The 20,481-nt window shown below is 64.8% G+C and carries 22 protein-coding genes; 12 read left to right on the forward strand and 10 right to left on the reverse strand.

Annotation, left to right across the window (positions count from 1 at the left end; all coding sequences use genetic code 11):
• Position 1: 1 nt before the first annotated feature.
• The 3 genes from XH89_RS06290 to XH89_RS06300 all read right to left on the reverse strand — a co-directional run bounded on the left by XH89_RS06290 (position 2) and on the right by XH89_RS06300 (position 5,958).
• Positions 2-1,627, reverse strand: coding sequence for a DUF882 domain-containing protein (locus XH89_RS06290; RefSeq protein ID WP_194466242.1), 1,626 nt, complete (start codon positions 1,625-1,627; stop codon positions 2-4).
• Between the two features lie 274 nt (positions 1,628-1,901).
• The gene (locus XH89_RS06295) at positions 1,902-4,112 is read right to left on the reverse strand and encodes a murein L,D-transpeptidase (protein WP_194466243.1); all 2,211 of its coding nucleotides are present in this window, start codon (positions 4,110-4,112) and stop codon (positions 1,902-1,904) included.
• Between the two features lie 349 nt (positions 4,113-4,461).
• Complete coding sequence (locus XH89_RS06300) at positions 4,462-5,958, reverse strand: sigma-54 dependent transcriptional regulator (protein ID WP_194466244.1); 1,497 nt, start codon at positions 5,956-5,958, stop codon at positions 4,462-4,464.
• Between the two features lie 127 nt (positions 5,959-6,085).
• On the opposite strand from XH89_RS06300, the gene XH89_RS06305 reads away from it, so the two are divergent.
• The 10 genes from XH89_RS06305 (at position 6,086) to XH89_RS06350 (ending at position 14,854) form a co-directional block, all read left to right on the forward strand.
• The gene (locus tag XH89_RS06305; protein WP_194466245.1) at positions 6,086-7,963 is read left to right on the forward strand and encodes a M3 family oligoendopeptidase; all 1,878 of its coding nucleotides are present in this window, start codon (positions 6,086-6,088) and stop codon (positions 7,961-7,963) included.
• A 208-nt stretch (positions 7,964-8,171) separates the two neighbouring features.
• The gene (locus tag XH89_RS06310; protein WP_018317799.1) at positions 8,172-8,324 is read left to right on the forward strand and encodes an aa3-type cytochrome c oxidase subunit IV; all 153 of its coding nucleotides are present in this window, start codon (positions 8,172-8,174) and stop codon (positions 8,322-8,324) included.
• A 142-nt stretch (positions 8,325-8,466) separates the two neighbouring features.
• Positions 8,467-9,594 (forward strand): Re/Si-specific NAD(P)(+) transhydrogenase subunit alpha, encoded by a 1,128-nt coding sequence (locus XH89_RS06315; protein WP_194466246.1) that lies wholly within the window; start codon positions 8,467-8,469, stop codon positions 9,592-9,594.
• 11 nt (positions 9,595-9,605) lie between these two features.
• Positions 9,606-9,923: a proton-translocating transhydrogenase family protein gene (locus XH89_RS06320; RefSeq protein WP_014492434.1), complete on the forward strand. Its 318-nt coding sequence runs from the start codon at positions 9,606-9,608 to the stop codon at positions 9,921-9,923.
• Positions 9,924-9,962: 39 nt separating this feature from the next.
• A complete protein-coding gene (locus tag XH89_RS06325; protein WP_194466247.1) occupies positions 9,963-11,363 on the forward strand; it encodes an NAD(P)(+) transhydrogenase (Re/Si-specific) subunit beta in 1,401 nt (466 codons plus the stop codon).
• A gap of 14 nt (positions 11,364-11,377) precedes the next feature.
• Complete coding sequence (locus XH89_RS06330; RefSeq protein WP_194466248.1) at positions 11,378-11,548, forward strand: hypothetical protein; 171 nt, start codon at positions 11,378-11,380, stop codon at positions 11,546-11,548.
• 22 nt (positions 11,549-11,570) lie between these two features.
• Positions 11,571-12,371, forward strand: a complete 801-nt coding sequence (locus tag XH89_RS06335) for an alpha/beta hydrolase (RefSeq protein ID WP_194466249.1) — start codon at positions 11,571-11,573, stop codon at positions 12,369-12,371.
• A gap of 60 nt (positions 12,372-12,431) precedes the next feature.
• Complete coding sequence (locus XH89_RS06340; RefSeq protein ID WP_194466250.1) at positions 12,432-13,529, forward strand: calcium:proton antiporter; 1,098 nt, start codon at positions 12,432-12,434, stop codon at positions 13,527-13,529.
• A 26-nt stretch (positions 13,530-13,555) separates the two neighbouring features.
• Positions 13,556-13,840: a cupin domain-containing protein gene (locus XH89_RS06345; RefSeq protein WP_194466251.1), complete on the forward strand. Its 285-nt coding sequence runs from the start codon at positions 13,556-13,558 to the stop codon at positions 13,838-13,840.
• 93 nt (positions 13,841-13,933) lie between these two features.
• Positions 13,934-14,854: a hypothetical protein gene (locus XH89_RS06350; RefSeq protein ID WP_194466252.1), complete on the forward strand. Its 921-nt coding sequence runs from the start codon at positions 13,934-13,936 to the stop codon at positions 14,852-14,854.
• Between the two features lie 94 nt (positions 14,855-14,948).
• Here XH89_RS06350 and XH89_RS06355 read toward each other — a convergent pair whose 3' ends face one another.
• Positions 14,949-15,599 carry a tetratricopeptide repeat protein gene (locus XH89_RS06355; protein ID WP_194466253.1) on the reverse strand — a complete coding sequence of 217 codons (651 nt, stop codon included), beginning with the start codon at positions 15,597-15,599 and terminating at the stop codon, positions 14,949-14,951.
• A gap of 253 nt (positions 15,600-15,852) precedes the next feature.
• The gene (gene rpsU / locus XH89_RS06360; protein ID WP_194466254.1) at positions 15,853-16,149 is read right to left on the reverse strand and encodes a 30S ribosomal protein S21; all 297 of its coding nucleotides are present in this window, start codon (positions 16,147-16,149) and stop codon (positions 15,853-15,855) included.
• A 261-nt stretch (positions 16,150-16,410) separates the two neighbouring features.
• Here rpsU and aqpZ point away from each other — a divergent pair, with 261 nt between their 5' ends.
• Entirely contained in the window at positions 16,411-17,133 is a 723-nt protein-coding gene (gene aqpZ, locus XH89_RS06365; RefSeq protein ID WP_194466255.1) for an aquaporin Z, read from the forward strand.
• A gap of 37 nt (positions 17,134-17,170) precedes the next feature.
• On the opposite strand, the gene XH89_RS06370 is transcribed toward aqpZ, so the two are convergent.
• Positions 17,171-18,277, reverse strand: coding sequence for a 5-(carboxyamino)imidazole ribonucleotide synthase (locus XH89_RS06370; protein ID WP_194466256.1), 1,107 nt, complete (start codon positions 18,275-18,277; stop codon positions 17,171-17,173).
• Complete coding sequence (gene purE, locus XH89_RS06375; protein ID WP_194466257.1) at positions 18,274-18,762, reverse strand: 5-(carboxyamino)imidazole ribonucleotide mutase; 489 nt, start codon at positions 18,760-18,762, stop codon at positions 18,274-18,276. Before purE ends, XH89_RS06370 begins: the two co-directional genes overlap by 4 nt.
• A gap of 141 nt (positions 18,763-18,903) precedes the next feature.
• Between purE and XH89_RS06380 the strand changes: the two genes are divergently transcribed.
• Positions 18,904-19,623: a GGDEF domain-containing protein gene (locus XH89_RS06380; RefSeq protein WP_194466258.1), complete on the forward strand. Its 720-nt coding sequence runs from the start codon at positions 18,904-18,906 to the stop codon at positions 19,621-19,623.
• 2 nt (positions 19,624-19,625) lie between these two features.
• On the opposite strand, the gene XH89_RS06385 is transcribed toward XH89_RS06380, so the two are convergent.
• The 3 genes from XH89_RS06385 to XH89_RS06395 all read right to left on the reverse strand — a co-directional run bounded on the left by XH89_RS06385 (position 19,626) and on the right by XH89_RS06395 (position 20,441).
• Positions 19,626-19,877 (reverse strand): hypothetical protein, encoded by a 252-nt coding sequence (locus XH89_RS06385; RefSeq protein ID WP_148753968.1) that lies wholly within the window; start codon positions 19,875-19,877, stop codon positions 19,626-19,628.
• Positions 19,878-19,896: 19 nt separating this feature from the next.
• On the reverse strand, positions 19,897-20,115 hold the full coding sequence (locus tag XH89_RS06390) for a hypothetical protein (RefSeq protein WP_194466259.1): 219 nt from the start codon (positions 20,113-20,115) through the stop codon (positions 19,897-19,899).
• 119 nt (positions 20,116-20,234) lie between these two features.
• A complete protein-coding gene (locus XH89_RS06395) occupies positions 20,235-20,441 on the reverse strand; it encodes a YdcH family protein (protein WP_018641547.1) in 207 nt (68 codons plus the stop codon).
• Positions 20,442-20,481 lie beyond the last annotated feature (40 nt).

Raw genomic sequence — 20,481 nt, forward strand, 5'->3', positions numbered from 1 at the left:
TTTAGCGCAGCGCGGCCGTGCGCATGACGAACGACGTCGTCTCGATCTTCGTGGTCGCGCTGCCCGAGAAACTGTCGCAGGACAGGCCCTGCATCGGATCGTCGGTGAAGCCCATTGCGACCACCGCCTGCGGCTTGACGAAATAGGTGCGCATCGCGGCCATATCGAGCTCGCCCATCAGCGTGACCGACATCGCGCGGCTGGCGCTCGGCGACAGCATCACGATCTTGAGCCAGATACTCTCGCTCTTGGCCGCGGAGAGCCGGGTTGCCGTTGCGATCATGCCATCCGTGCCTTTGCCGACGACCGTGTTGATCTCGGTGGCCGGTGCGGCGTTGCGGGCCGTGGATGCCGGGCGCGCGCCGCGCGGGATCGGCGCGGAAGCGGCGACGACGTTGGCGCGATCGACCGGAGAGGCCGCCGGCGCGAAAGCCAGCGCCTGAAGGGCTGACTTGGAGACGCTTGCGGTCGGTTGCGGATCGGTGGCTGCGGCTAGTGCCTGACGTGCTTTCAACGCTGCGATCTGGGCAGGCGTTGCCTGCTGCGGCGTCGCCGGCACATCGTCCCAGAAGCCGCGGGCATTGATGATGTCGGCGGGGGTCTCGGGCTTGCCGGCGGCCGGCTTGTCAGCCACGGGCGCCGGCTTCGGCTTGGGCAGCACAACAGGCTGCGCGTCGGCGGAGGCGAGTTGGAGCGCCGAGGCGATCTGCGGCTTGGCCCGCGGTGTCGGTACCGGGTCCGCCGGCTTGACTGCGGCAGCGACCACGGTGGGCATGACAGGCTTGGCGGCCGGGGCCGGCGCGCCCTCGTCATCCTCGTCACTGCTGGCAGCTGCAGGAGCCGACTTGCCCTTGAACAGGGCGGCGAAGAAGCCCGGCTTGCTGGCGCCGTCATCGCCATCGCCACGGCGCTCGATCTCGGCCTTGGCGAGCTCATAACCCTTCAGCGGCACGCCGTCGCTCGGCACATGCACCGTTTTTCCGTCCGGGAAGACGCGCACAAGCTGGTCATGTGTCATGCGCGGCCAGTGCCGGACGCTGCCGGTGTCGAGATGCACGAAGGGCGAGCCGGAGGTCGGGTAGAAGCCGACGCCGCCGCGCTGGAGGCGGAGGCCGGCGAAGCGGATCTGCTCCAGCGGCACACCCGGAATGTAGAAATCCATTGCATGGCCCAGCATGTGCTGGCTGAAGCGCGCCACGCCCGTATGGGCGGAACGGCGGCGAAGCATGGCGTTGGTGGCGGGGGAGCGGTAGGAGGAGATGATCTGGATCGGCTGCTTGCCGTCGACGTCGCGATAGACTTCCCAGAGGATGTCGAAGAGGTGACGGTCCATCACCGTCTCGTCCTGGGTGCGCCAGTCGCGCAGGAAGTGATTGAGTGTCTTGAGCGCGGCCTCGTCGTAGCGGCCATCGCGCTTGAAGGTGACGGTGAGGTCTTCGCCGGAATGGGTGTGATGGAAGGAGAGCGTCTTGGTTTCGTTCAGCGCCGCGGCGTTATGAACCGAACCGGCAGCCGCAAGCAGCACCAGCGAGGCGAGGCCGATCCGAGATCCGACCTTCACGCCCGCATGGGACAACGACAACGCAGCGAATTGGCGTGCGAAACCAGCCAGCACGTATGAGCCCACCCAGTCGACGAGCGTTCAAAATGGACTCTCCCGCCAACCCCGTTAGCGCGCGAAAGAGGATGAACGCTTTCTTAAAGCGAGAAGGTTAATTCGACGTTGACCTTCCCGCCCCCAAAACCAAGTCAGACTACAATCCTAAACGGTTGACTGTGGCAAAAAAACGCCGCCTGGCCGGAACTCGGGAGGAGAATGGTTAACGTGAAACGACCCCATCCATGGGACGGGGTCGCTGATTTCATTGAAGAATTTTAGAGGCTGAGGGACTGCTCTGGGCTCAGCGGGTAAACACCCGCTGCGGCCGACGGCCGACCGGAGCCGGCGGCGGGGTCGGGGCCCCTCCACCGAACAGCCGCTCGAAGAAGTTCAGACCGGACGAGCCACCATTGTTGGCCACGGCCAGGCCGGGCGGCAGCGTCGTGGCCGGGCGCGAATAGCTCGGCTGCGAATGCGCCACGACCATCTCGAGGTCCTTGCCGCGGCTGTTCTTCAGGATGTTGATCATGGTCGCGTCGCGGCCGTAGACGTCCTTGCGGAACTGCAGCTTGCCGCCATCGTCCACGAACGCGGTCTGGTAGGTGATGTTGACCGGGATCGGGGTGGGGAATTTCAGGTCGATCTCACCCGAGCCGTACATGCCGCGCACGCGCTCCGGGGTGTAGTGCTCGTTGGGCATGGCGATGTTGAGCAGCACGGAAGCGTACTGATCCGGATATTGCACGCGCATGCAGCCATGGCTGAACGCACGCTCGTCCTTGGCGAACAGGTACTTGTCCGGCGTGTCGTGCTGATAGACCAGGAATTTGTTCGGGAAGTTGAAGCGGATCCGGCCGAGAGCGTTGGCTTCGCCCGGTGGCTGCGAGATGTGCACCGAGCCGTCGCGGTTCTGCTCGAGCTTCAGGCCCATGCGCTGAAGCACGGTCGGGTCCTGCTGCAGCGCCGGCAGATATTCGCCATAGACGATCGACGGCGGCACGTTCCAGGTCGGGTTGACCGTGATGTACTTCATCGTCTCGGTCAGCAGCGGTGTGGCGTGCTGGCCCGGCTTGCCGGTGACGACGCGTGTGGTCCAGACCTGCTGGCCGCGCTGCATCACCTTCAGAGTGTAGTCGGGAATGTTGAGGATGACATAGGCATCGCCGAGCGAGGGCACGCCGAGGTCGCGCGGCAGCCAGCGCCAGCGCTCCATGTTCACCAGCACGGTGTCGATCTGCCTGTCGCGCTTCGGGCTGTTCAGCGCCTTCACGGTCTGCGCGTCGAGGACGCCGGTCGCCTTCATCTCCGCGCCGTCCTGGAATTTGCGCACGGCTTCGGCGACCGTGGCGTCGTAGTGGTCGTCGCTGGCGTTCTCGGTGATACCGAGCTTGGCACGAAGCTGCGGCACGCGCGGATCCTGCACGACGATCTCAGCCTGCTTCTTGCCCTTGGCAGGCGTGTATTTCAGCGTCGGGCCGTCGGTGATCTCGATCACCGGGCCGTCGCCCTGGCCGCGGAGCTTGGCGAGTTGCGCCTTCAGCTCCTTGTAGAGCTTCTGCGGCGGGTTGTAGCTGTCGAGCGCGGCGGAGGCGTCGGCCGCCGTCGTGACCTTGGTCAGCACCTCGTTCGGATCGACCGGATGCTCGGGATAGAGGATGTCGGCGCTGACTTGCGACCAGTGCATGCGGCCGCTCTGCGCCTGGCGCGCATAGTCGAACATGCTGGCGGTGAGCTTGAGCTCGGCGTCGGCGAGCGCGTCGGGCGTCGTTGCGGCGGCGAAGTCGGGCACCGGATAGTCGGCGGGGTTGAGACCGTCGGAGGCCGCATCCTTCAGCCGCGCGATCACGCCCTTGGCCGCGGCGGTCAGGCTGCCGGCTTGTGTCCAGACCGGTGCGAAATCACGGGCGCCGTAGAACTTCTCGGCGGCGGCACGTTCGTTCTTGCGATCGAAATGGTGCGAGGTCTTGGCGCCGAGGATGTCCTTGATCTTGTCGGCGACCGGCTGGTCGGCGGCGGGCACGTTGCTCGCGGCCTTCAATGGCTCGGCAGCGGCCGGGGTTGCGGCTGCCGCCGGTGCAGCGGGGGCGGCTGCTGGCGCGGCTGCGGTGTCCGCCTTTGCCGGCTCGGATTTGGCGGGCTCGGTCTTCGCGGGTTCGGTGGTGGCCGTTTCGCTCTTCGGTGTGTCAGCCGCGGGCGTGGTGGCGACGTCGGACGGCTTGGTCTCGACCTTGTCAGGGGCCGGGACGGCCTCGGCCTTCACAGGCTCTTTGGCCGCATCCTTCGGGGCGTCCTGAAGCGTGGCGGTGGTGTCGAGCTTGATGTCGGAGGCGGTCGGGGGCGGGACGTTTGCAGGCTCGGGGCGCGGGATCGCGGCTTCGATCGCGAGCTCGGCGGCGCTGCTGCGCGCCTGATCCTGTGCCAGCGCCGAGCCGGCCGATACCGTGAGGAAGGTCGCTGCGACCGCCGCCAAAACGCGGTCAAATCCTGCACGGTGGTTCAAACAGTCACGCATTGTGTCGCACCCCTTGGGTGAACTGTCCCTCGTGGAACAGCTTTCGTTATCGTCTAATTGAGCTTCGGCTAAATCGTGCCGGCCTCTCGGAAGTCGCACGCCTGCACGCAACGATTCATACGCAGACGATATACAGGCCCCGTTTTTGCAGCTAGCGCTAGCCCGGGAAACTCACGACAAACTGACTTCAAGACGACCCGTTTTGCAACGGATTGTGCTCCTTCAACACGCGCTTTTCCCAGTGTCTGTCACTTCCAAGTCACGGTTTGGCTCGACGCCGAATTTTGCCGTAATTCAACGGCTTGCGGGCGCATCGCCGCCTCCGCGCGACCCTCCATTCGCATGAGGTTCAGTGCGTCTCCTCGCCGCTTTTCCCGCCATGGCCGGGAACTCCGGCTTCGTCGAGTTTGCGATAGAGCGTGGACCTGCCGATCTTGAGTCGACGCGCCACCTCCGACATCTGTCCGCGGTAATGCGAGATCGCGAAGCGGATGATCTCGTTCTCCATCTCATCGAGCGGGCGGACGTCGCCGGTGGCGGTCAGCATCGAAAGGGAGCCCACTTGGGGCAGTGGCGCGATCGGTATCTCGTTACCTGAAATCACCGACGGCGCTGCGATCGGCTCAATCATCAGCGGCGCGGTCGGAATCTCCGCAGCGGTGTGCGGATGCGACGCCAGCAGCGGGAAATCGTCGAGACCAAGCTGGTCGCCCTCGCTCATCACCACGGCGCGGTAGACTGCGTTTTCGAGCTGGCGGATGTTGCCGGGCCAGTCGAGCTGGGCGAGATGCGCCACGGCCTCGCCAGTGACGCCGGAGATCGCGCGATTTTCCTCGGCGGCAAAACGCGCCAGGAAATGCCTGAGGAGATGCGGGATGTCCTCGCGACGGGCCCTGAGCGAGGGGATCGTCAGCGGCAGCACGTGCAGGCGATAGAACAGGTCTTCGCGGAAATGGCCCTGCTTGACCCGCTCCAGCAGCTTGCGATTGGTCGCGGAGATGATGCGGACGTCGACCTTGACGGGCTTGCGGCCGCCGACGGCCTCGACTGCGCCCTCCTGCAGTGCGCGCAAGAGCTTGACCTGTGCGGTCAGCGGCAGCTCGCTGACCTCGTCCAGAAACAGCGTGCCGCCGTGGGCTTCGAGAAATTTGCCGGTGTGCCGCTCGGTCGCGCCGGTGAACGCGCCCTTCTCGTGGCCAAACAGAATTGACTCGACGAGGTTGTCGGGGATCGCGCCGCAATTGACCGCGACGAAGGGTTTGGCCTTGCGTTCGCCGCTGCCATGGATGGCGCGCGCGAACATCTCCTTGCCGACGCCGGACTCGCCCTCGATCAGCACGGGAATCGAGGAATTGGCGGCCTTCTGCGCCGCGCGCATCACGCCCGCCATGGCCTCGGCACGCGTGATGATGTCGGAGAAGGTCAGCCGTCCCTCGCGACTGTGGCGGATGCGCTGCAATTCGCCCTTGAGCGCGGAGGCGTTGAGCGCGTTGCGAAGCGAGACCTGGAGCCGCTCCATGCCGACCGGCTTGACCACGAAATCGGCTGCGCCGGCGCGCATCGCCGAGATGACGTTGTCGATGCCGCCATGGGCGGTCTGCACGATGACGGGCACGCTGAGGCCGGCTTCGCGGATCTTCGCCAGCACGCCCATGCCGTCGAGGCCAGGCATGACCAGATCGAGAATGACGCCGTCGATTGCAGGCGCGTCGGGGGCGGTGAGGGCTGATATCGCGGCGTCGCCGGACTCGACGACGATCGTCTCATAGCCGCATTTCTGCACCATGTTCTCGACCAGCCGGCGGGCTACGGCGTCGTCGTCGGCGATCAAAATACTGGCAGCCATGGTGTTCCCCGCACGCTACTACTATCTGTCTCGAATCGGGGCACTCTGGCCGAAGCCGATTAACGCACGCTTAAACCTTGCTGCCCCAGTCCGCCGTCGCGATTGTTGAACACAGGTTTCCCACACAATGAATTCGCGCTCCAAGCCCGCTCTCAAAAAGCCCGCCGCCAAGAAGTCCGCCGTCAAGAAATCCGCCGCCAAAGCAAAGTCCTCCAAGCCTGAGAGCAAGACCGGCAAGCTTCCGGAGTGGAACCTGGCCGATCTCTATTCCGGGATCGATGCGCCGGACGTGGCGCGCGACCTCGAAAAGATGGATGCCGATTGCGTCGCGTTCGAGACCGACTACAAGGGCAAGCTCGCGACAGGCACAGCAAACGAAGATGGCGGAAAATGGCTCGCGGAAGCGGTGCGCCGCTATGAGGCGATCGACGATCTCGCCGGCCGTCTCGGCTCCTATGCCGGCCTCGTCCACGCCGGCGACAGCGTGGACCCTGCGATTTCAAAGTTTTACGGCGACGTCTCAGAGCGGCTGACGGCGGCGTCGACGCATTTGCTATTCTTCGCGCTCGAGCTCAACCGCATCGATGACGATGTTTTGACCCGCGCGATGCAGGCCCCCGAGCTCGCGCACTACCGCCCGTGGATCGAGGACCTGCGCAAGGAGAAGCCGTATCAGCTCGACGACAAGCTCGAGCAGCTGTTCCTGGAGAAGGCGCAGACCGGCTATTCCGCCTTCAACCGGCTGTTCGACCAGACCATCTCGGGCCTGCGCTTCAAGGTCGGCGCCAAGGAGCTTGCCATCGAGCCGACGCTGAACTTCCTGCAAGACCGCGATGGCGCCAAGCGCAAGGCTGCGGCGGAAGCGCTGGCAAAAACCTTCAAGGCCAATGAGCGCACCTTTGCGTTGATCACCAACACCCTCGCCAAGGACAAGGACATCTCCGATCGCTGGCGCGGTTTCAAGGATGTCGCGGATTCGCGCCATCTGAACAACCGCGTCGAGCGCGAGGTGGTGGATGCGCTGGTCGCTTCCGTGCGCGCAGCCTATCCGAAACTGTCGCATCGCTACTATGCGCTGAAGGCGAAGTGGTTCGGCAAGAAGCGGCTCGCTTATTGGGATCGCAACGCGCCGCTGCCGTTCGCGGCGACCGATGTCATCGGCTGGCCCGATGCGCGCAACATGGTGTTGACGGCCTATCGCGGCTTCTCGCCAAAAATGGCCGATATCGCCGAGCGCTTCTTCACCGACCGGTGGATCGATGCTCCGGTGCGTCCGGGCAAGGCGCCGGGTGCCTTCTCGCATCCGACCACGCCGTCGGCGCACCCTTATGTGCTGATGAACTACCAGGGCAAGCCGCGCGACGTGATGACGCTCGCGCATGAGCTCGGTCATGGCGTGCACCAGGTGCTCGCGGCCAAGAACGGCGCGCTGATGGCGCCGACGCCGCTGACGCTGGCGGAGACCGCGAGCGTGTTCGGCGAGATGCTCACCTTCAAGCGACTCCTTGCCCAGACCAAGAATGCAAAACAGCGCCAGGCGCTGCTCGCCGGCAAGGTCGAGGACATGATCAACACCGTGGTGCGGCAAATCGCGTTCTATTCGTTCGAGCGCGCGGTCCATACCGAGCGCAAGAACGGCGAGCTGACTGCGACGCGGCTCGGCGAGCTCTGGCTGTCGGTGCAGGGCGAGAGCTTAGGTCCGGCGATCGAGATCAAGGCGGGCTACGAGAACTATTGGATGTACATCCCGCACTTCATCCATTCGCCGTTCTACGTCTACGCCTATGCGTTCGGCGATTGCCTGGTGAACTCGCTCTACGCGGTCTACGAGAATGCGGCCGAAGGTTTCGCCGAGCGCTATCTCGACATGCTCGCCGCCGGCGGCACCAAGCACTATTCGGAGCTGCTGCGGCCGTTCGGGCTCGATGCCAAGGACCCGAAGTTCTGGGATGGGGGCTTGAGCGTCATCGCCGGGATGATCGACGAGCTGGAGGCGATAGGCTGAAGGGCGCGAATGCCTGGATTTCGGGCAGGGACGGTTGGCGGCATCTGTTGAACCGCGGTTCAGCAAAGCAAATTCCGCGCGCCGGATCCGCGATAATCGGGATTCCAAATGAGCCTATTTGCTGGAAAACCGCGCCTTCGCGCCGTTGCCCTGCCCGAAGGTTTAAGGTATCCCAGCCGAGGAATTCGACTTTCGACTGGGGACATCCATGGCAGATCATAGCGAAGTTGCGTACAGCACCGCCGACGGCAACGACTACGTTGCTCACGAGCAGACCTACGAGGGCTTCATCAAGCTGGTGAAGTACGGCACGGCTTCGGTCGCGCTGATCGTGATTCTGATGGCGATCTTCCTCACCTAAATCGACCTTGGCGGCTGCCTTCATCTGCGGCGGCAGCTGCCCACAAAATTTGCAAACAAGCCGGTTCTAAAGCCGGTATGCACCGTTGCGGGAGTAACGCTACTTTTTTGTGCGTGCGCTGTCCCGCGCCGCCGGAGGACCTATGAAGATCGCCGTTGCCAAGGAAATTGATCCGTCGGAGCCGCGTGTCGCCGCTTCGCCCGATACGGTGAAGAAGTTCAAAGCGCTCGGCGCCGAGATCGCCGTTGAGCCGGGCGCAGGCATCAAATCGGGCCTGCCGGATTCCGAGTTCACGGCGGTGGGCGCCACCGTCAGCGCCGACGCGCTGAAGGATGCCGACATCATCATCAAGGTGAAGCGTCCCGAGGCCTCCGAGCTTTCGCAATACAAACGCGGCGCGCTGGTCATCGCCATCATGGATCCCTACGGCAACGAGGCCGCGCTGAAGGCGATGGCCGATGCCGGCGTTTCCGCCTTCGCGATGGAACTGATGCCGCGCATCACCCGCGCGCAGGTGATGGACGTGCTGTCCTCGCAGGCGAACCTTGCCGGCTACCGCGCCGTGATCGAGGGCGCTGAGGCCTTCGGCCGCGCCTTCCCGATGATGATGACCGCGGCCGGCACCGTGCCTGCCGCAAAAGTGTTCGTGATGGGTGTCGGCGTCGCCGGCCTGCAGGCGATCGCGACCGCGCGCCGTCTCGGCGCTATCGTCACCGCGACCGACGTGCGGCCTGCGACGAAGGAGCAGGTGGAATCGCTCGGTGCAAAGTTCCTCGCCGTCGAGGACGAGGAGTTCAAGAACGCGCAGACCGCCGGCGGCTACGCCAAGGAAATGTCGAAAGAGTACCAGGCCAAGCAGGCCGCGCTCACCGCCGAGCACATCAAGAAGCAGGACATCGTCATCACCACCGCGCTGATCCCGGGCCGGCCCGCGCCGAAGCTGGTCTCTGGCGAGATGGTCAGGTCGATGAAGCCGGGCTCGGTGCTGGTCGATCTCGCCGTCGAGCGCGGCGGCAATGTCGAGGGCGCCAAGGCCGGCGAGGTCGTCGAGACAGATGGCATCAAGATCGTCGGCTACACCAATGTCGCGGGCCGCGTCGCGGCCTCGGCCTCCAGCCTGTATGCCCGCAACCTGTTCTCCTTCATCGAGACCATGGTCGACAAGAAAGAGAAGAAGCTCGCCGTCAACTGGGACGACGAGCTCGTCAAGGCCACCGCGCTGACCAAGGACGGCGCCGTGATTCACCCGAACTTCCAGCCGAAGGTTTAAGGAGACCCGTCATGGAGCATGCTGCACAGGTCGTCGACCCCTTCATCTTCCGGCTGTCGATCTTCGTCCTCGCCGTCTTCGTCGGTTATTTCGTGGTGTGGTCGGTGACACCGGCGCTGCATACGCCGCTGATGAGCGTCACCAATGCGATCTCTTCGGTGATCGTGGTCGGCGCGCTGCTTGCCGGCGGCGTCGCCAACGTATCGAGCGGTTCGGGCTGGGCGCGCGCGTTCGGTTTCGTCGCGCTGATCTTTGCCTGCATCAACATCTTCGGCGGCTTCCTTGTCACCCAGCGCATGCTGGCGATGTACAAGAAGAAGTCGAAGTAAGCGGCCACCTCGGGCTGATGGGATCAATGGGGACCTGAGATGAGCGCCAATCTCTCTGCATTCTTGTATCTTGTGGCGGGGGTGCTGTTCATCCTGTCGCTGCGCGGGCTGTCGAGCCCGGCTTCGTCGCGCCAGGGCAATTTGCTCGGCATGATCGGCATGGCGATCGCGGTTGCGACGACGCTTGCCAACCATCCGCCGGCGGACGGCCTCGCCTGGCTGCTCGTCATCGTCGGCATCGCCATCGGTGCGGCGATCGGTGCCGTCATCGCCCGCCGCGTGCCGATGACGTCGATGCCGGAACTGGTGGCTGCCTTCCACTCGCTGGTCGGCATGGCCGCGGTGCTGGTTGCGGCCGGTGCATTCTATGCGCCTGAGGCCTTCGACATCGGCACGCCCGGCAACATCCACACCCAGAGCCTGGTCGAAATGTCGCTCGGCGTCGCCATCGGCGCCCTGACCTTCACCGGCTCGGTGATCGCGTTCCTGAAACTGTCGGCCCGCATGAGCGGTGCGCCGATCATTCTGCCGGCGCGGCACGTGATCAACATAGCGCTCGCGGTTGCGCTGGTCGCCTGCATCGTCGGGCTCGTCGCCACCGGCAGCCCGATGTTCTTCTGGCTCAATGTCATCCTGGCGCTCGCGCTCGGCGTGCTCATGATCGTCCCGATCGGCGGCGCCGACATGCCGGTCGTGATCTCGATGTTGAACTCCTACTCCGGCTGGGCCGCGGCGGGCATCGGCTTCACGCTAGGCAATTCGGCGCTGATCATCACCGGCGCGCTGGTGGGCTCGTCGGGCGCGATCCTGTCCTACATCATGTGCCACGCGATGAACCGGTCCTTCATCTCGGTCATCCTCGGCGGCTTCGGCGGCGAGACCGCGGCGGCCGGCGGCGGAGCAGGCGGCGAGCAGAAGCCGGCCAAGCTCGGCTCGGCTGACGACGCGGCCTTCATCATGAAGAATGCCTCCAAGGTCATCATCGTGCCCGGCTACGGCATGGCGGTGGCGCAGGCCCAGCACGCGCTGCGCGAAATGGCCGACATGCTGAAGAAGGAAGGCGTCGAGGTGAAATACGCCATTCACCCGGTCGCGGGCCGCATGCCCGGCCACATGAATGTGCTGCTCGCCGAGGCCAACGTGCCCTATGACGAGGTGTTCGAGCTCGAGGACATCAACTCGGAGTTCGCGCAGGCCGACATCGCCTTCGTGATCGGCGCCAACGACGTCACCAACCCGGCGGCCGAAGAGGACAAGACCTCGCCGATCTACGGCATGCCGGTGCTGCAGGTCTGGAAGGCCGGCACGGTGATGTTCATCAAGCGCTCGCTGGCGTCGGGTTACGCCGGCATCGACAATCCGCTGTTCTACCGCGACAACACCATGATGCTGCTCGGCGACGCCAAGAAGGTGACCGAGAACATCGTCAAGGCGATGTAGCCCTGCGAGGGACTGTGGCCCTGAACAAGGAGTGGCACCGGTCCCATCGCATGCCGACGAAGGCGACGCGCGAGCAGCGCGTCGCCTGGCACGCCGCCCACGCCGCAGCGTGCGGCTGCCGCGAGATTCCCTTGAGCATCCGGCCCGACGTGCACAAATTGCTCAAGAGCCGTCGCAAGCCCTGAGCTCTGCAATGACGGGGCTGCGATGACATTCCTCAAATGGATCGCCATCATCCTCGCGGCCGGCTATTGCGCCGGGCTCGTCCTGCTGTTCGCAAAGCAGCGCAGCCTCCTGTTTCCGATCCCGACCACGGAGCGCACCGCGCCTGCGGCCGCGGGATTTCCGCAAGCCGAAGAGCACGTCCTGACAACGTCCGATGGCGAGAAGGTCATCGTCTGGCACGTGCCGCCGAAGCCCGGCCGGGCCGTGGTGCTGTACTTTCACGGCAACGGCGATTTTCTCGCAGGGCTCGCCGGGCGCTTCAAGGCGATCACGGCTGATGGCACCGGGCTCGTCGCGCTGTCCTATCGCGGTTATGCGGGCTCCAGCGGCGCGCCGAGCGAGGACGGCCTGCTGCGCGACGGTGCGGCCGCGTATTCATTCGCGGCGGAACGCTACGACGCCCAGCGCATCGTCGTCTGGGGGTTCTCGCTCGGCACCGGCGTTGCCGTTGCGATCGCGTCCGAACATCCGATCCGGAAGCTGATCCTCGAAGCCCCCTATACGTCGATCGCCGACGTCGCGGCCGCGCATTTCCGCTTCGTGCCGGTCCGCCTCCTGATCCGGGACCCGCTCCACTCCGACCAGCGCATCGCGCGTGTCGCAGTGCCGCTGCTGGTCGTTCACGGTGCGCAGGATCAGACTATCCCGATTGCGTTCGGCGAGAAGCTGTTCGCGCTCGCGCACGACCCGAAGCAGTTCGTGCGGATTTCTGCGGGCGGGCATGACGATCTCGGTAATTTGGGCATGATCGAGATCGCGCGAGGCTTCATCAACGGCTCCTGAGGGCTGACGGGCGCGATCTTCTCGCGCATAATCGGTCGGCCCAATGAAGGAATCGCCTGCATGAGCGCACACGGACCGATGCCGCGGTCGTCCTGGATCTTCCCCGCCCTGGCGGTGCTTCTGTTCCTGATCGTTGCCGTGACCGGCTACGGCTTCACCCTGTCGGCCGGCGGCGGCCTGTTCGCAATCGTCCTGCTGGTGATCCTGTTCGGCACCGTATTCGCGGCCGTGCATCATTCCGAGGTGATCGCGGAGCGGATCGGCGAGCCGTTCGGTACGCTGCTGCTCACGCTCGCGGTGACCATCATCGAGGTCGCGCTGATCACCACGATCATGCTGGGCGACAAGCCGGCGCCGGAGCTTGCGCGCGACACCGTGTTTGCGGTGGTCATGATCGTCTGCAACGGCCTCGTCGGCCTCTGCGTCTTCATCGGCGGGCTGCGCTACCGCGAGCAGGGCTTTCAGGTCTCCGGCGCCAACGTCTATCTCAGCGTGCTGATTGCGCTCGCGACGCTGACGCTGATCATGCCCAACTACACGCTGACGACGCCGGGGCCGGTCTATTCGACGCTTCAGCTCGGCGTCGTCGACCTCGTGACCATCGTGCTCTATGGCGTGTTCCTCTACACGCAGATGGTGCTGCACAAGGATTACTTCGTTCACGAGCAAGCTGAGGGTGAGAGCGGCGGGACCCATTTGTCGGGCAAGATGCTGGCGCTGAGCACCGCGCTGCTGCTGATCTCGCTCCTGGCCGTCGTGCTGCTTGCCAAGAAATTCTCGCTGGTGGTGGACGCGGTCGCCGACAGGATCGGTGCTCCGCCGGCGTTCGCGGGCCTCCTGGTCGCGCTGCTGATCCTGATGCCGGAAGGCGTCTCCGCGATCGCCGCGGCCCGCAAGAACGACCTCCAGAAGAGCATCAATCTGGCGCTGGGGTCCTCGCTCGCCACCATTGGCCTCACTATCCCGGCGGTCGGACTTGCCACCTATGTGATCGACCGGCCGCTGGTGCTGGGGCTCAATCCCCAGAACACCGCGCTACTGTTCCTGACATTCTTCCTGAGCATGCTGACCTTCGGCACGGGCAGGACCAACGTCCTGTTCGGGCTGGTTCATATGGTGGTATTTGCCGTCTACGCGTTCATGGTGTTCGTGCCCTGAGCCGATCCCCCTGAAGAGAGGTTCCGATGCTTGCCGCCCAGTCCGAGGTTCAGGTCGACAACGACGATGTCCGGGTGACCGAATGGCGGCTCGCCCCGGGCAGCGCCACGGGGCATCACACCCATGGGATGGACTACGTGATCGTTCCCGTGGTTGCCGGCGAAATGACCATCGTGGCGCCGGGCGGCGAGCGTTCCAAGGCGCAGCTCGCGGCCGGAAAATCCTACTTCCGCAAGGCCGGCGTTCAACACGACGTACTTAACGAAACCTCAACCGAGATCGTGTTCCTTGAGATTGAGCTGAAGCCGTAAGGCACGCGTAAACTTTGCCATCGATCCGTCGCAGTTGATCCCTTACAATGCCCCAAAGTTCCCGCATCAGATCGCGCGGGGAGTGGCCGAGAAATGCTGAAATACCTCGCTAAAATCTCGATGGATATTTTCCCCTCGGTGCTCGCGACGATCATCGGGGCGTACATCGTTAATCATTACATCAACGCCAAGCCAGCGGCGGATACGCCGGCGGCGGTGGTGGCGCCTGCCGGTGCCGGCAAGAAGCCCGCCGATGTGGCCAACCTCCCGGGCCCCGGCGTGAAGGCCAAGGGCGTCTCCGAGAAGAGCATTTCCGAGAAGAGCGCGGCGGACAAGCCGGCGGTCGAGAAACCCGCCGAGACCAAGGCTGCGGACGTGGCTCCCGGCGAGACCGCTCCGCACGGCCGTAGCCCGGCGCATGAGAAGTCGGTTGCCAAGTCTTCCCCGGTCACGCCCACTCCGGCGGCGTCCCCGGCCGCGCCGGTGGTCGAGGCCAATTCGGCGCCGGCCGCGACCCCCGATGCCAACGACCTGGCGCGGGCGGCGATCGAGCGCCTGCGCAAGTCCCCTGAAGGCAAGGCCGCCGAGAAGGCTGCGGAGGCCAAATCGTCGGAAACCAAGCCCGCCGAGGCCAAGGCAGCCGAGCGGACGCCGGAGCCTGCCGTGCAGGAAGCGTCCCGGATACCGGAAGCCCCCCGAACGGTGACTGCTGTGCCGTCGACGGTGCGTCCGTTGCCGCCGCCGATCAATGTGTCGACGCCGTCGCCCGAGGCCTATGGCAATGGCCCGTCGCAGTCCAATCCGCCTTACACGGCCTCGGTTGGTAACGACGACCCGAATCGGCTGACGCCGCCGGCCGATATTCCCGTGCCGATGATCGCACCGCCGCTCGACCTGCGTGCCGATGCCGGCGCGGCCGCTCCACGGCCCAAGACCAATGTTGCCGACGAAATGCTGTCGGGCATGAAGTCGATGTTCCACGCGGTTCTGCCGAAGGGCGCCACCCCCGATTAATGGGGCGCCTGCGCTCTCGTCGAGCGTTGTCGAGCGGACGCGGATCCCGTTCGCGCAACCGAAAGCGCCGCCAATCCAAGCTTGAGAAGACCAGTCAGCCGCCGACGCGGGCGAGGCCGCTGCGGGCGGCGTCATCGCGTGGGCGCAACGCGACGGCCTTGTTGTAGGACGCAGCCGCCTTGGTCTTGTCGCCCAGCCGCTCATAGGCCTGTCCGCGCGTCGTCCAGATCTGGGCGTTGTGGGGGTCGGCCTCGGAGGCCTCGTCGAGATCGGCCGCCGCCTCCTTGACCTTGCCGATGGCGAGATAGCTGACAGCGCGGCCGAGCAATGGCTCCGCCTTCTGCGGATTGAGGCCGTTCGCGGCACCGAAATCGGCGATCGCGAAGTCGTGCTCATTGTTGCCCTGGTAGAGCAGGGCGCGGCCGTAGAGCGCCTGCGCATTATAGGGATCGAGCGCGACGGCGCGGTTGAACTCGTCAAGCGCCGCCTGGGTCTCGCCTGACTTGGCCAGGTCTTGCGCTTTTGCCGTGTGGGTCTGGGCCTCAGCAACGTTGGCGGCGCTGACTGCGCTGTCTGGAGCGGCAGCCGCCTTGGGCGCTTCCTGCGGCTTGTCCTTCTCCGGCATCAGCGAGCCCAGATCGAAGGAGCAGCCGCACAATGCGATCCCCATCAGGGTCAGCGCAACCGGCTGACGCCAGATCCGGCGTAGCCGCGCCAAGCCGGGCTTGGGGAAAGGGGAGGCCATCTACGGTTCGCTCGCGCTAGAGCATGATCCGGAAAAGTGTGCAGGGGATTTCCCTCGCGACAAATGCAGAATGCGTTTGCGCGGAGATCATGCTCGAACAACAACCTAAAGCGCGATGACAAATAATCCTAATCTCATCGCGCTTTAACGCCGCATCTGTCGTGCCCGGTCCCAGAAAGGCACCGCTCACAAAAGAATAACGCGGGCCAGGAGCCCGCGTTATCGAAAACTCAATCCTGCAATATCGGCAATCTCAGCGCGGTCCGCGCGGACCTGCACCGGCGCCGCCACGGCCACCACGCTCGCCACCGGGGCCAGCACCGAACACCGGCTTCGGCTTCATCGGCAGCAGGCCTTCGCGCTGCAGCTTCTTGCGGGCCAGCTTGCGCGCACGGCGCACGGCTTCGGCCTTTTCACGAGCCTTCTTCTCGGAGGGCTTCTCGTAGTGACCGCGGAGCTTCATCTCGCGGAAAATGCCTTCGCGCTGCATCTTCTTCTTCAGCGCCTTGAGGGCTTGGTCGACATTGTTATCGCGAACGAGAACCTGCACGCGGCATCCTCTTCAGTGGATCGGATTTGAATTCTGGTAAGTCAAAGGGGATGGCGAAACGCGCAAGCCCTTAACCTTGAGCGCGCGGATGTATCAGACAAAACCCGGGATGTCCACCTGCCAAGCGGGTTTTCGGGCCAAGTTCAGCCATTAAATGCGGCGAAAATGCTCTCGTGCGGCCCTGATTTGGGAGATTTGGCGCCAATATGGGGCCGCAGCGGACATAGTTCCGAAAATCTTTGAAATCAGGGGAGACGCCACATGGACATGAAGAAATATGCTGCCGAGGCCATCGGCACGTTCTGGCTCACATTCGCAGGCTGCGGCAGCGCGGTCATCGCCGCCGGTTTTCCGCAGGTCGGCATCGGCCTGGTGGGCGTGTCCCTGGCCTTTGGCCTCAGCGTCGTCACCATGGCCTATGCGATCGGCCATATCTCGGGCTGCCACCTCAACCCGGCCGTCACGGTCGGCCTTGCCGCGGGCGGGCGGTTTCCCGCGGGCCAGATCCTGCCTTACGTGATTGCGCAGGTCTGCGGCGCCATCGTTGCGGCCGAGCTGCTCTTTGTGATCGCGAGCGGCGCGCCCGGGTTCGACGTCACCAAGGGCTTTGCCTCCAACGGCTATGATGTGCATTCGCCTGGCCAGTACAGCATGGTCGCCTGCTTCGTCACCGAGGTCGTGATGACCATGATGTTCCTGTTCGTCATCATGGGCGCGACCCACGGCCGCGCGCCCGCGGGTTTCGCGCCGCTCGCGATCGGACTTGCGCTGGTGATGATCCATCTCGTCAGCATCCCCGTCACCAACACGTCGGTGAACCCGGCGCGCAGCACGGGCCCCGCACTGTTCGTCGGCGGCTGGGCGCTGTCGCAGCTCTGGCTGTTCTGGATCGCACCGCTGATCGGCGGCGCGCTGGGCGGGGTGATCTATCGCTGGCTCAGCGAGGAGCCCGCGGGCGTCGTCGCGGGCGTGAAGACGGCGTAGCTGACAGGCGGGATCGCAGCACGAAGCTGCGGTCCCGCTACTTGAACTTCGGCGGCCTGACCTCGGTGACGTGGCCCATCTTGCGGCCGGGGCGCGGGGCGCCTTTGCCGTAGATGTGGACGGTCGCGCCCGGCACGCTCAGCCACTGCTCGTAATCGTAGATCTCGTCGCCGATCAGATTGGTCATGGTGACGATCTCGCCGTGGCGCACCGGCTTGGCGAGCGACCAGCCGGCGATGGCGCGGATGTGCTGCTCGAACTGGGAGACGGACGCGCCGTCGAGCGTCCAGTGTCCGGAATTGTGCACGCGCGGAGCGATCTCGTTGACCAGCACCTTCGATCCGCCGCCGTTGGCGAGGACGAACATCTCAACCGCGAGCACGCCGACATAGTCGAGCGCGGTTGCGATCTTGCCGGCGATGCTGCGCGCCTCTTCGGCTAGCGCGTCTGGAATCGGCGCGGGCGCGCGGGAGATCTTCAGAATGTGGTCGCGGTGCTCGTTCTCGGTGACGTCGAAGCACTCGACCTGGCCTGTGGCCGAACGCGCGGCGATCACGGAGATCTCGCGCTCGTACGGAATGAAGGCTTCCAGGATCGCCGATTTGGTGGCGAGGCTGGTCCACACTTTCGCGATGTCGTCGCCCTCGCGGATGATGGCCTGGCCCTTGCCGTCATAGCCGAAGCGGCGGGTCTTCAGCACCGCGGGAAGGCCGATCCTGACGATCGCCTCGCGCAGCGATGCGACTGACGTCACGTCCGCATAGGCTGCGGTGCCGATGCCGAGCCGGGTGACAAAATCCTTCTCCGCGAGCCGGTCCTGGGTGGTCTCGAGGATCTTGCGGTTGGGCAGAACCGGGCGGCGCGCGTCAAGCACCATGGCGGCTGCGGCCGGCACGTTCTCGAATTCGTAGGTGATGACGTCGACGTCGTGGGCGAATAATTCGAGCGCCTCGACGTCGGCATATTCGGCACAGGTCGCGTTCAGCACGACGTCGAAGGCCGGCGAATCCGGATCGGGGGAGAACACCTGGCAGCGCAGGCCGAGCCGTGCGGCGGCCATGGCCAGCATCCGACCGAGTTGTCCGCCGCCGAGGATTCCGATGGTGTCGCCGGGCTTCAGCTTCACCTGCTTTGCGTCAGTCACGCCTTGTCCTCCGGGCGCTCGGCAACGGCCTCGGTCTGCGCCTTGCGCCAGGCGGCGAGGCGCTCGGACAGCGCGGGATCGGACAGGGCCAGCACGGCCGCCGCCAGCAGCGCCGCATTGATCGCGCCGGCCTTGCCGATCGCGAGCGTGCCGACCGGAATGCCGGCAGGCATCTGTACGATCGAATAGAGCGAATCGATGCCCTTCAGCGTCCTGGACTCGACGGGCACGCCGAACACCGGCAGTTCCGTCAGCGCCGCGGCCATGCCGGGCAGGTGCGCAGCGCCACCGGCGCCGGCGATGATGACCTTGAAGCCCTCGGCCTTGGCGCCCTTGGCGAAGGCAAACAGCCGGTCGGGGGTGCGGTGGGCCGAAACGATGCGGGTGTCGGTGGCAACGCCGAGGGCGGCAAGCGTGTCGGCGGCGTGCCGCATCGTCTCCCAGTCCGACTGGCTTCCCATGATGATGGCGATCGGCGCGGTCATGACGTCAATTGTGCTCGGAAAACAGGAAGATAGGCCAGATTAACGGTTCCGGCCGGCGGCTCGCAAGGCGGTGGCAAGGAGAAGGGAATGCACTATCCTGTCTTGGTGAATCCCCGCAAGCCTTCATTGAGCAGGATGCCCATGAAGAAACCAAAAAGGGCGACCGCTGCGAAGGCCAAAAAGGGCCGGAAGGCCAGCGGGAGCCGAACGAAAACTGCACCCAAGCCGGCCGCGGCGCCGCCCCGCGGGTCCGTCGCCCGAGTCGCCAAGACCGCCAGCAAGGACAGCAGCAAGGCGACCATCCGTGGCCTGCGGACCAAGCTCACGAAGGCGCTGCGACGCATCGCCGAGCTCGAGGCGGCAGCCGACACCGATTTCCTGCTGGATATACCCAACCGGCGCGGGTTCGAGCGCGAGCTCCAGCGCGCCGTCGCCTATATGAAGCGCTACCGCGCCAGCGGCGCGCTGATCGTGCTCGACGTCGACCGGCTGAAGCCGATCAACGATGCCTTCGGCCATGCCGCCGGCGACGAGGTGCTGAAGGCGATCGCCGCGACACTGACGCGGCAGATTCGCGCCTCCGACGTGGTCGGCCGTCTCGGTGGCGACGAGTTTGCCCTGCTGCTCTGGAATCTCAGCGAGACCGACGCAAAGGCGAAGGCCGCCATCTTCGAGCAGGCGATCGACGAATTGTCGTTTGTCTTTCGCGGCCAGCATGTGACGGCGGGCGCGTCTGCCGGTGTTGCGCTGCTCGGCGCGCAGTCCGATCCTGTACGCGCACTGGAGGAGGCTGATGCCGCCATGTATGTGCGCAAGGCGCATCGGCGGCACGAGCCGCGGATCAGGCTCGTGAGCAGCTAACTTTACAGCGTGGCCAGATCTTCCGGCACGTTGCCGAATTTGCGCAGCAGCGTGGCGTCACCGAATTCGCCGGTCATGGGATCGCCGCTACGGCTGAACGCGACCGCGCCGATATGGCCGGCACCGTGCGCCAGAGCCTCGGCGCGCCGCAGCGCGGCCGTTGAGCTCTGGCATTCCTCCGCGGCGCCCGCGACAGGCGATCCGTCGGCATCGATCAGGAAGGGCATTGCAACGTAGTAGGTCACGTCGGACATGGCGTTGCTCCTGTAATACTCAGGCGGCGCTGCTCTTGCCCCGCATCTTGCTGAGTGATGCCTCGGGAATGCAGCCGGCCGAAATCGCCGCCTGCAATTCTTCCAGCTCGGCTTCCAGATATTCGTTGGCCATGATCAGCGCCTTGATGGTGCTGCGCAGATTGCCGTCGCACATCGCAATCGCCTGGTCGCAGGCCTGTTCATAGTGGCTGTTGTCGAGAAGGGCTGGGACTGACATTTGCGGTGTCCTTGCGGGTTGTTCTTGGACGTTTCCTGGGCGTCGGGGTGGACTTATGTTCTTCTTTTGTTCTTTTTGAGTCAAGCGGATTCATCGCGGCGATCCGCAACCGCTGTGGGTCAGGCGATGATGTCGGGCGTGATCTGGTCTTCGATGAAGGCGATACGGTCGCGCAACAACAGCTTGCGTTTCTTCAATCGCTGCAGCCGCAACAGGTCGGGGGCGGGCGATTGATGCAGTGCATCGATCGCCGCATCGAGATCTCGGTGTTCCTGCTGCAACCGGGTGAGCTCGGCTTCGAGCTCACGCTCGTCTTCATGGGTCATGTCTGCGGTGGCCGAAAACCGATAGGCTTGAGATTAAGGC

This window comes from Bradyrhizobium sp. CCBAU 53340, from assembly GCF_015291645.1.
In the GTDB taxonomy this organism is placed as follows: Bacteria; Pseudomonadota; Alphaproteobacteria; order Rhizobiales; family Xanthobacteraceae; genus Bradyrhizobium.

What these genes read in the sequence shown, in the direction of transcription:
- XH89_RS06345 (WP_194466251.1), top strand. Translation starts at nt 13,556, where the DNA reads ATGCTTGCCGCCCAGTCCGAGGTTCAGGTCGACAACGACGATGTCCGG.
- XH89_RS06335 (WP_194466249.1), top strand. Translation starts at nt 11,571, where the DNA reads ATGACATTCCTCAAATGGATCGCCATCATCCTCGCGGCCGGCTATTGC.
- XH89_RS06350 (WP_194466252.1), top strand. Translation starts at nt 13,934, where the DNA reads ATGCTGAAATACCTCGCTAAAATCTCGATGGATATTTTCCCCTCGGTG.
- XH89_RS06385 (WP_148753968.1), bottom strand. Translation starts at nt 19,877, where the DNA reads ATGTCCGACGTGACCTACTACGTTGCAATGCCCTTCCTGATCGATGCC.
- XH89_RS06325 (WP_194466247.1), top strand. Translation starts at nt 9,963, where the DNA reads ATGAGCGCCAATCTCTCTGCATTCTTGTATCTTGTGGCGGGGGTGCTG.
- XH89_RS06395 (WP_018641547.1), bottom strand. Translation starts at nt 20,441, where the DNA reads ATGACCCATGAAGACGAGCGTGAGCTCGAAGCCGAGCTCACCCGGTTG.
- purE (WP_194466257.1), bottom strand. Translation starts at nt 18,762, where the DNA reads ATGACCGCGCCGATCGCCATCATCATGGGAAGCCAGTCGGACTGGGAG.
- XH89_RS06380 (WP_194466258.1), top strand. Translation starts at nt 18,904, where the DNA reads ATGAAGAAACCAAAAAGGGCGACCGCTGCGAAGGCCAAAAAGGGCCGG.
- XH89_RS06355 (WP_194466253.1), bottom strand. Translation starts at nt 15,599, where the DNA reads ATGGCCTCCCCTTTCCCCAAGCCCGGCTTGGCGCGGCTACGCCGGATC.
- XH89_RS06305 (WP_194466245.1), top strand. Translation starts at nt 6,086, where the DNA reads ATGAATTCGCGCTCCAAGCCCGCTCTCAAAAAGCCCGCCGCCAAGAAG.
- XH89_RS06300 (WP_194466244.1), bottom strand. Translation starts at nt 5,958, where the DNA reads ATGGCTGCCAGTATTTTGATCGCCGACGACGACGCCGTAGCCCGCCGG.
- aqpZ (WP_194466255.1), top strand. Translation starts at nt 16,411, where the DNA reads ATGGACATGAAGAAATATGCTGCCGAGGCCATCGGCACGTTCTGGCTC.
- XH89_RS06340 (WP_194466250.1), top strand. Translation starts at nt 12,432, where the DNA reads ATGAGCGCACACGGACCGATGCCGCGGTCGTCCTGGATCTTCCCCGCC.
- XH89_RS06295 (WP_194466243.1), bottom strand. Translation starts at nt 4,112, where the DNA reads ATGCGTGACTGTTTGAACCACCGTGCAGGATTTGACCGCGTTTTGGCG.
- XH89_RS06310 (WP_018317799.1), top strand. Translation starts at nt 8,172, where the DNA reads ATGGCAGATCATAGCGAAGTTGCGTACAGCACCGCCGACGGCAACGAC.
- XH89_RS06320 (WP_014492434.1), top strand. Translation starts at nt 9,606, where the DNA reads ATGGAGCATGCTGCACAGGTCGTCGACCCCTTCATCTTCCGGCTGTCG.
- XH89_RS06315 (WP_194466246.1), top strand. Translation starts at nt 8,467, where the DNA reads ATGAAGATCGCCGTTGCCAAGGAAATTGATCCGTCGGAGCCGCGTGTC.
- XH89_RS06390 (WP_194466259.1), bottom strand. Translation starts at nt 20,115, where the DNA reads ATGTCAGTCCCAGCCCTTCTCGACAACAGCCACTATGAACAGGCCTGC.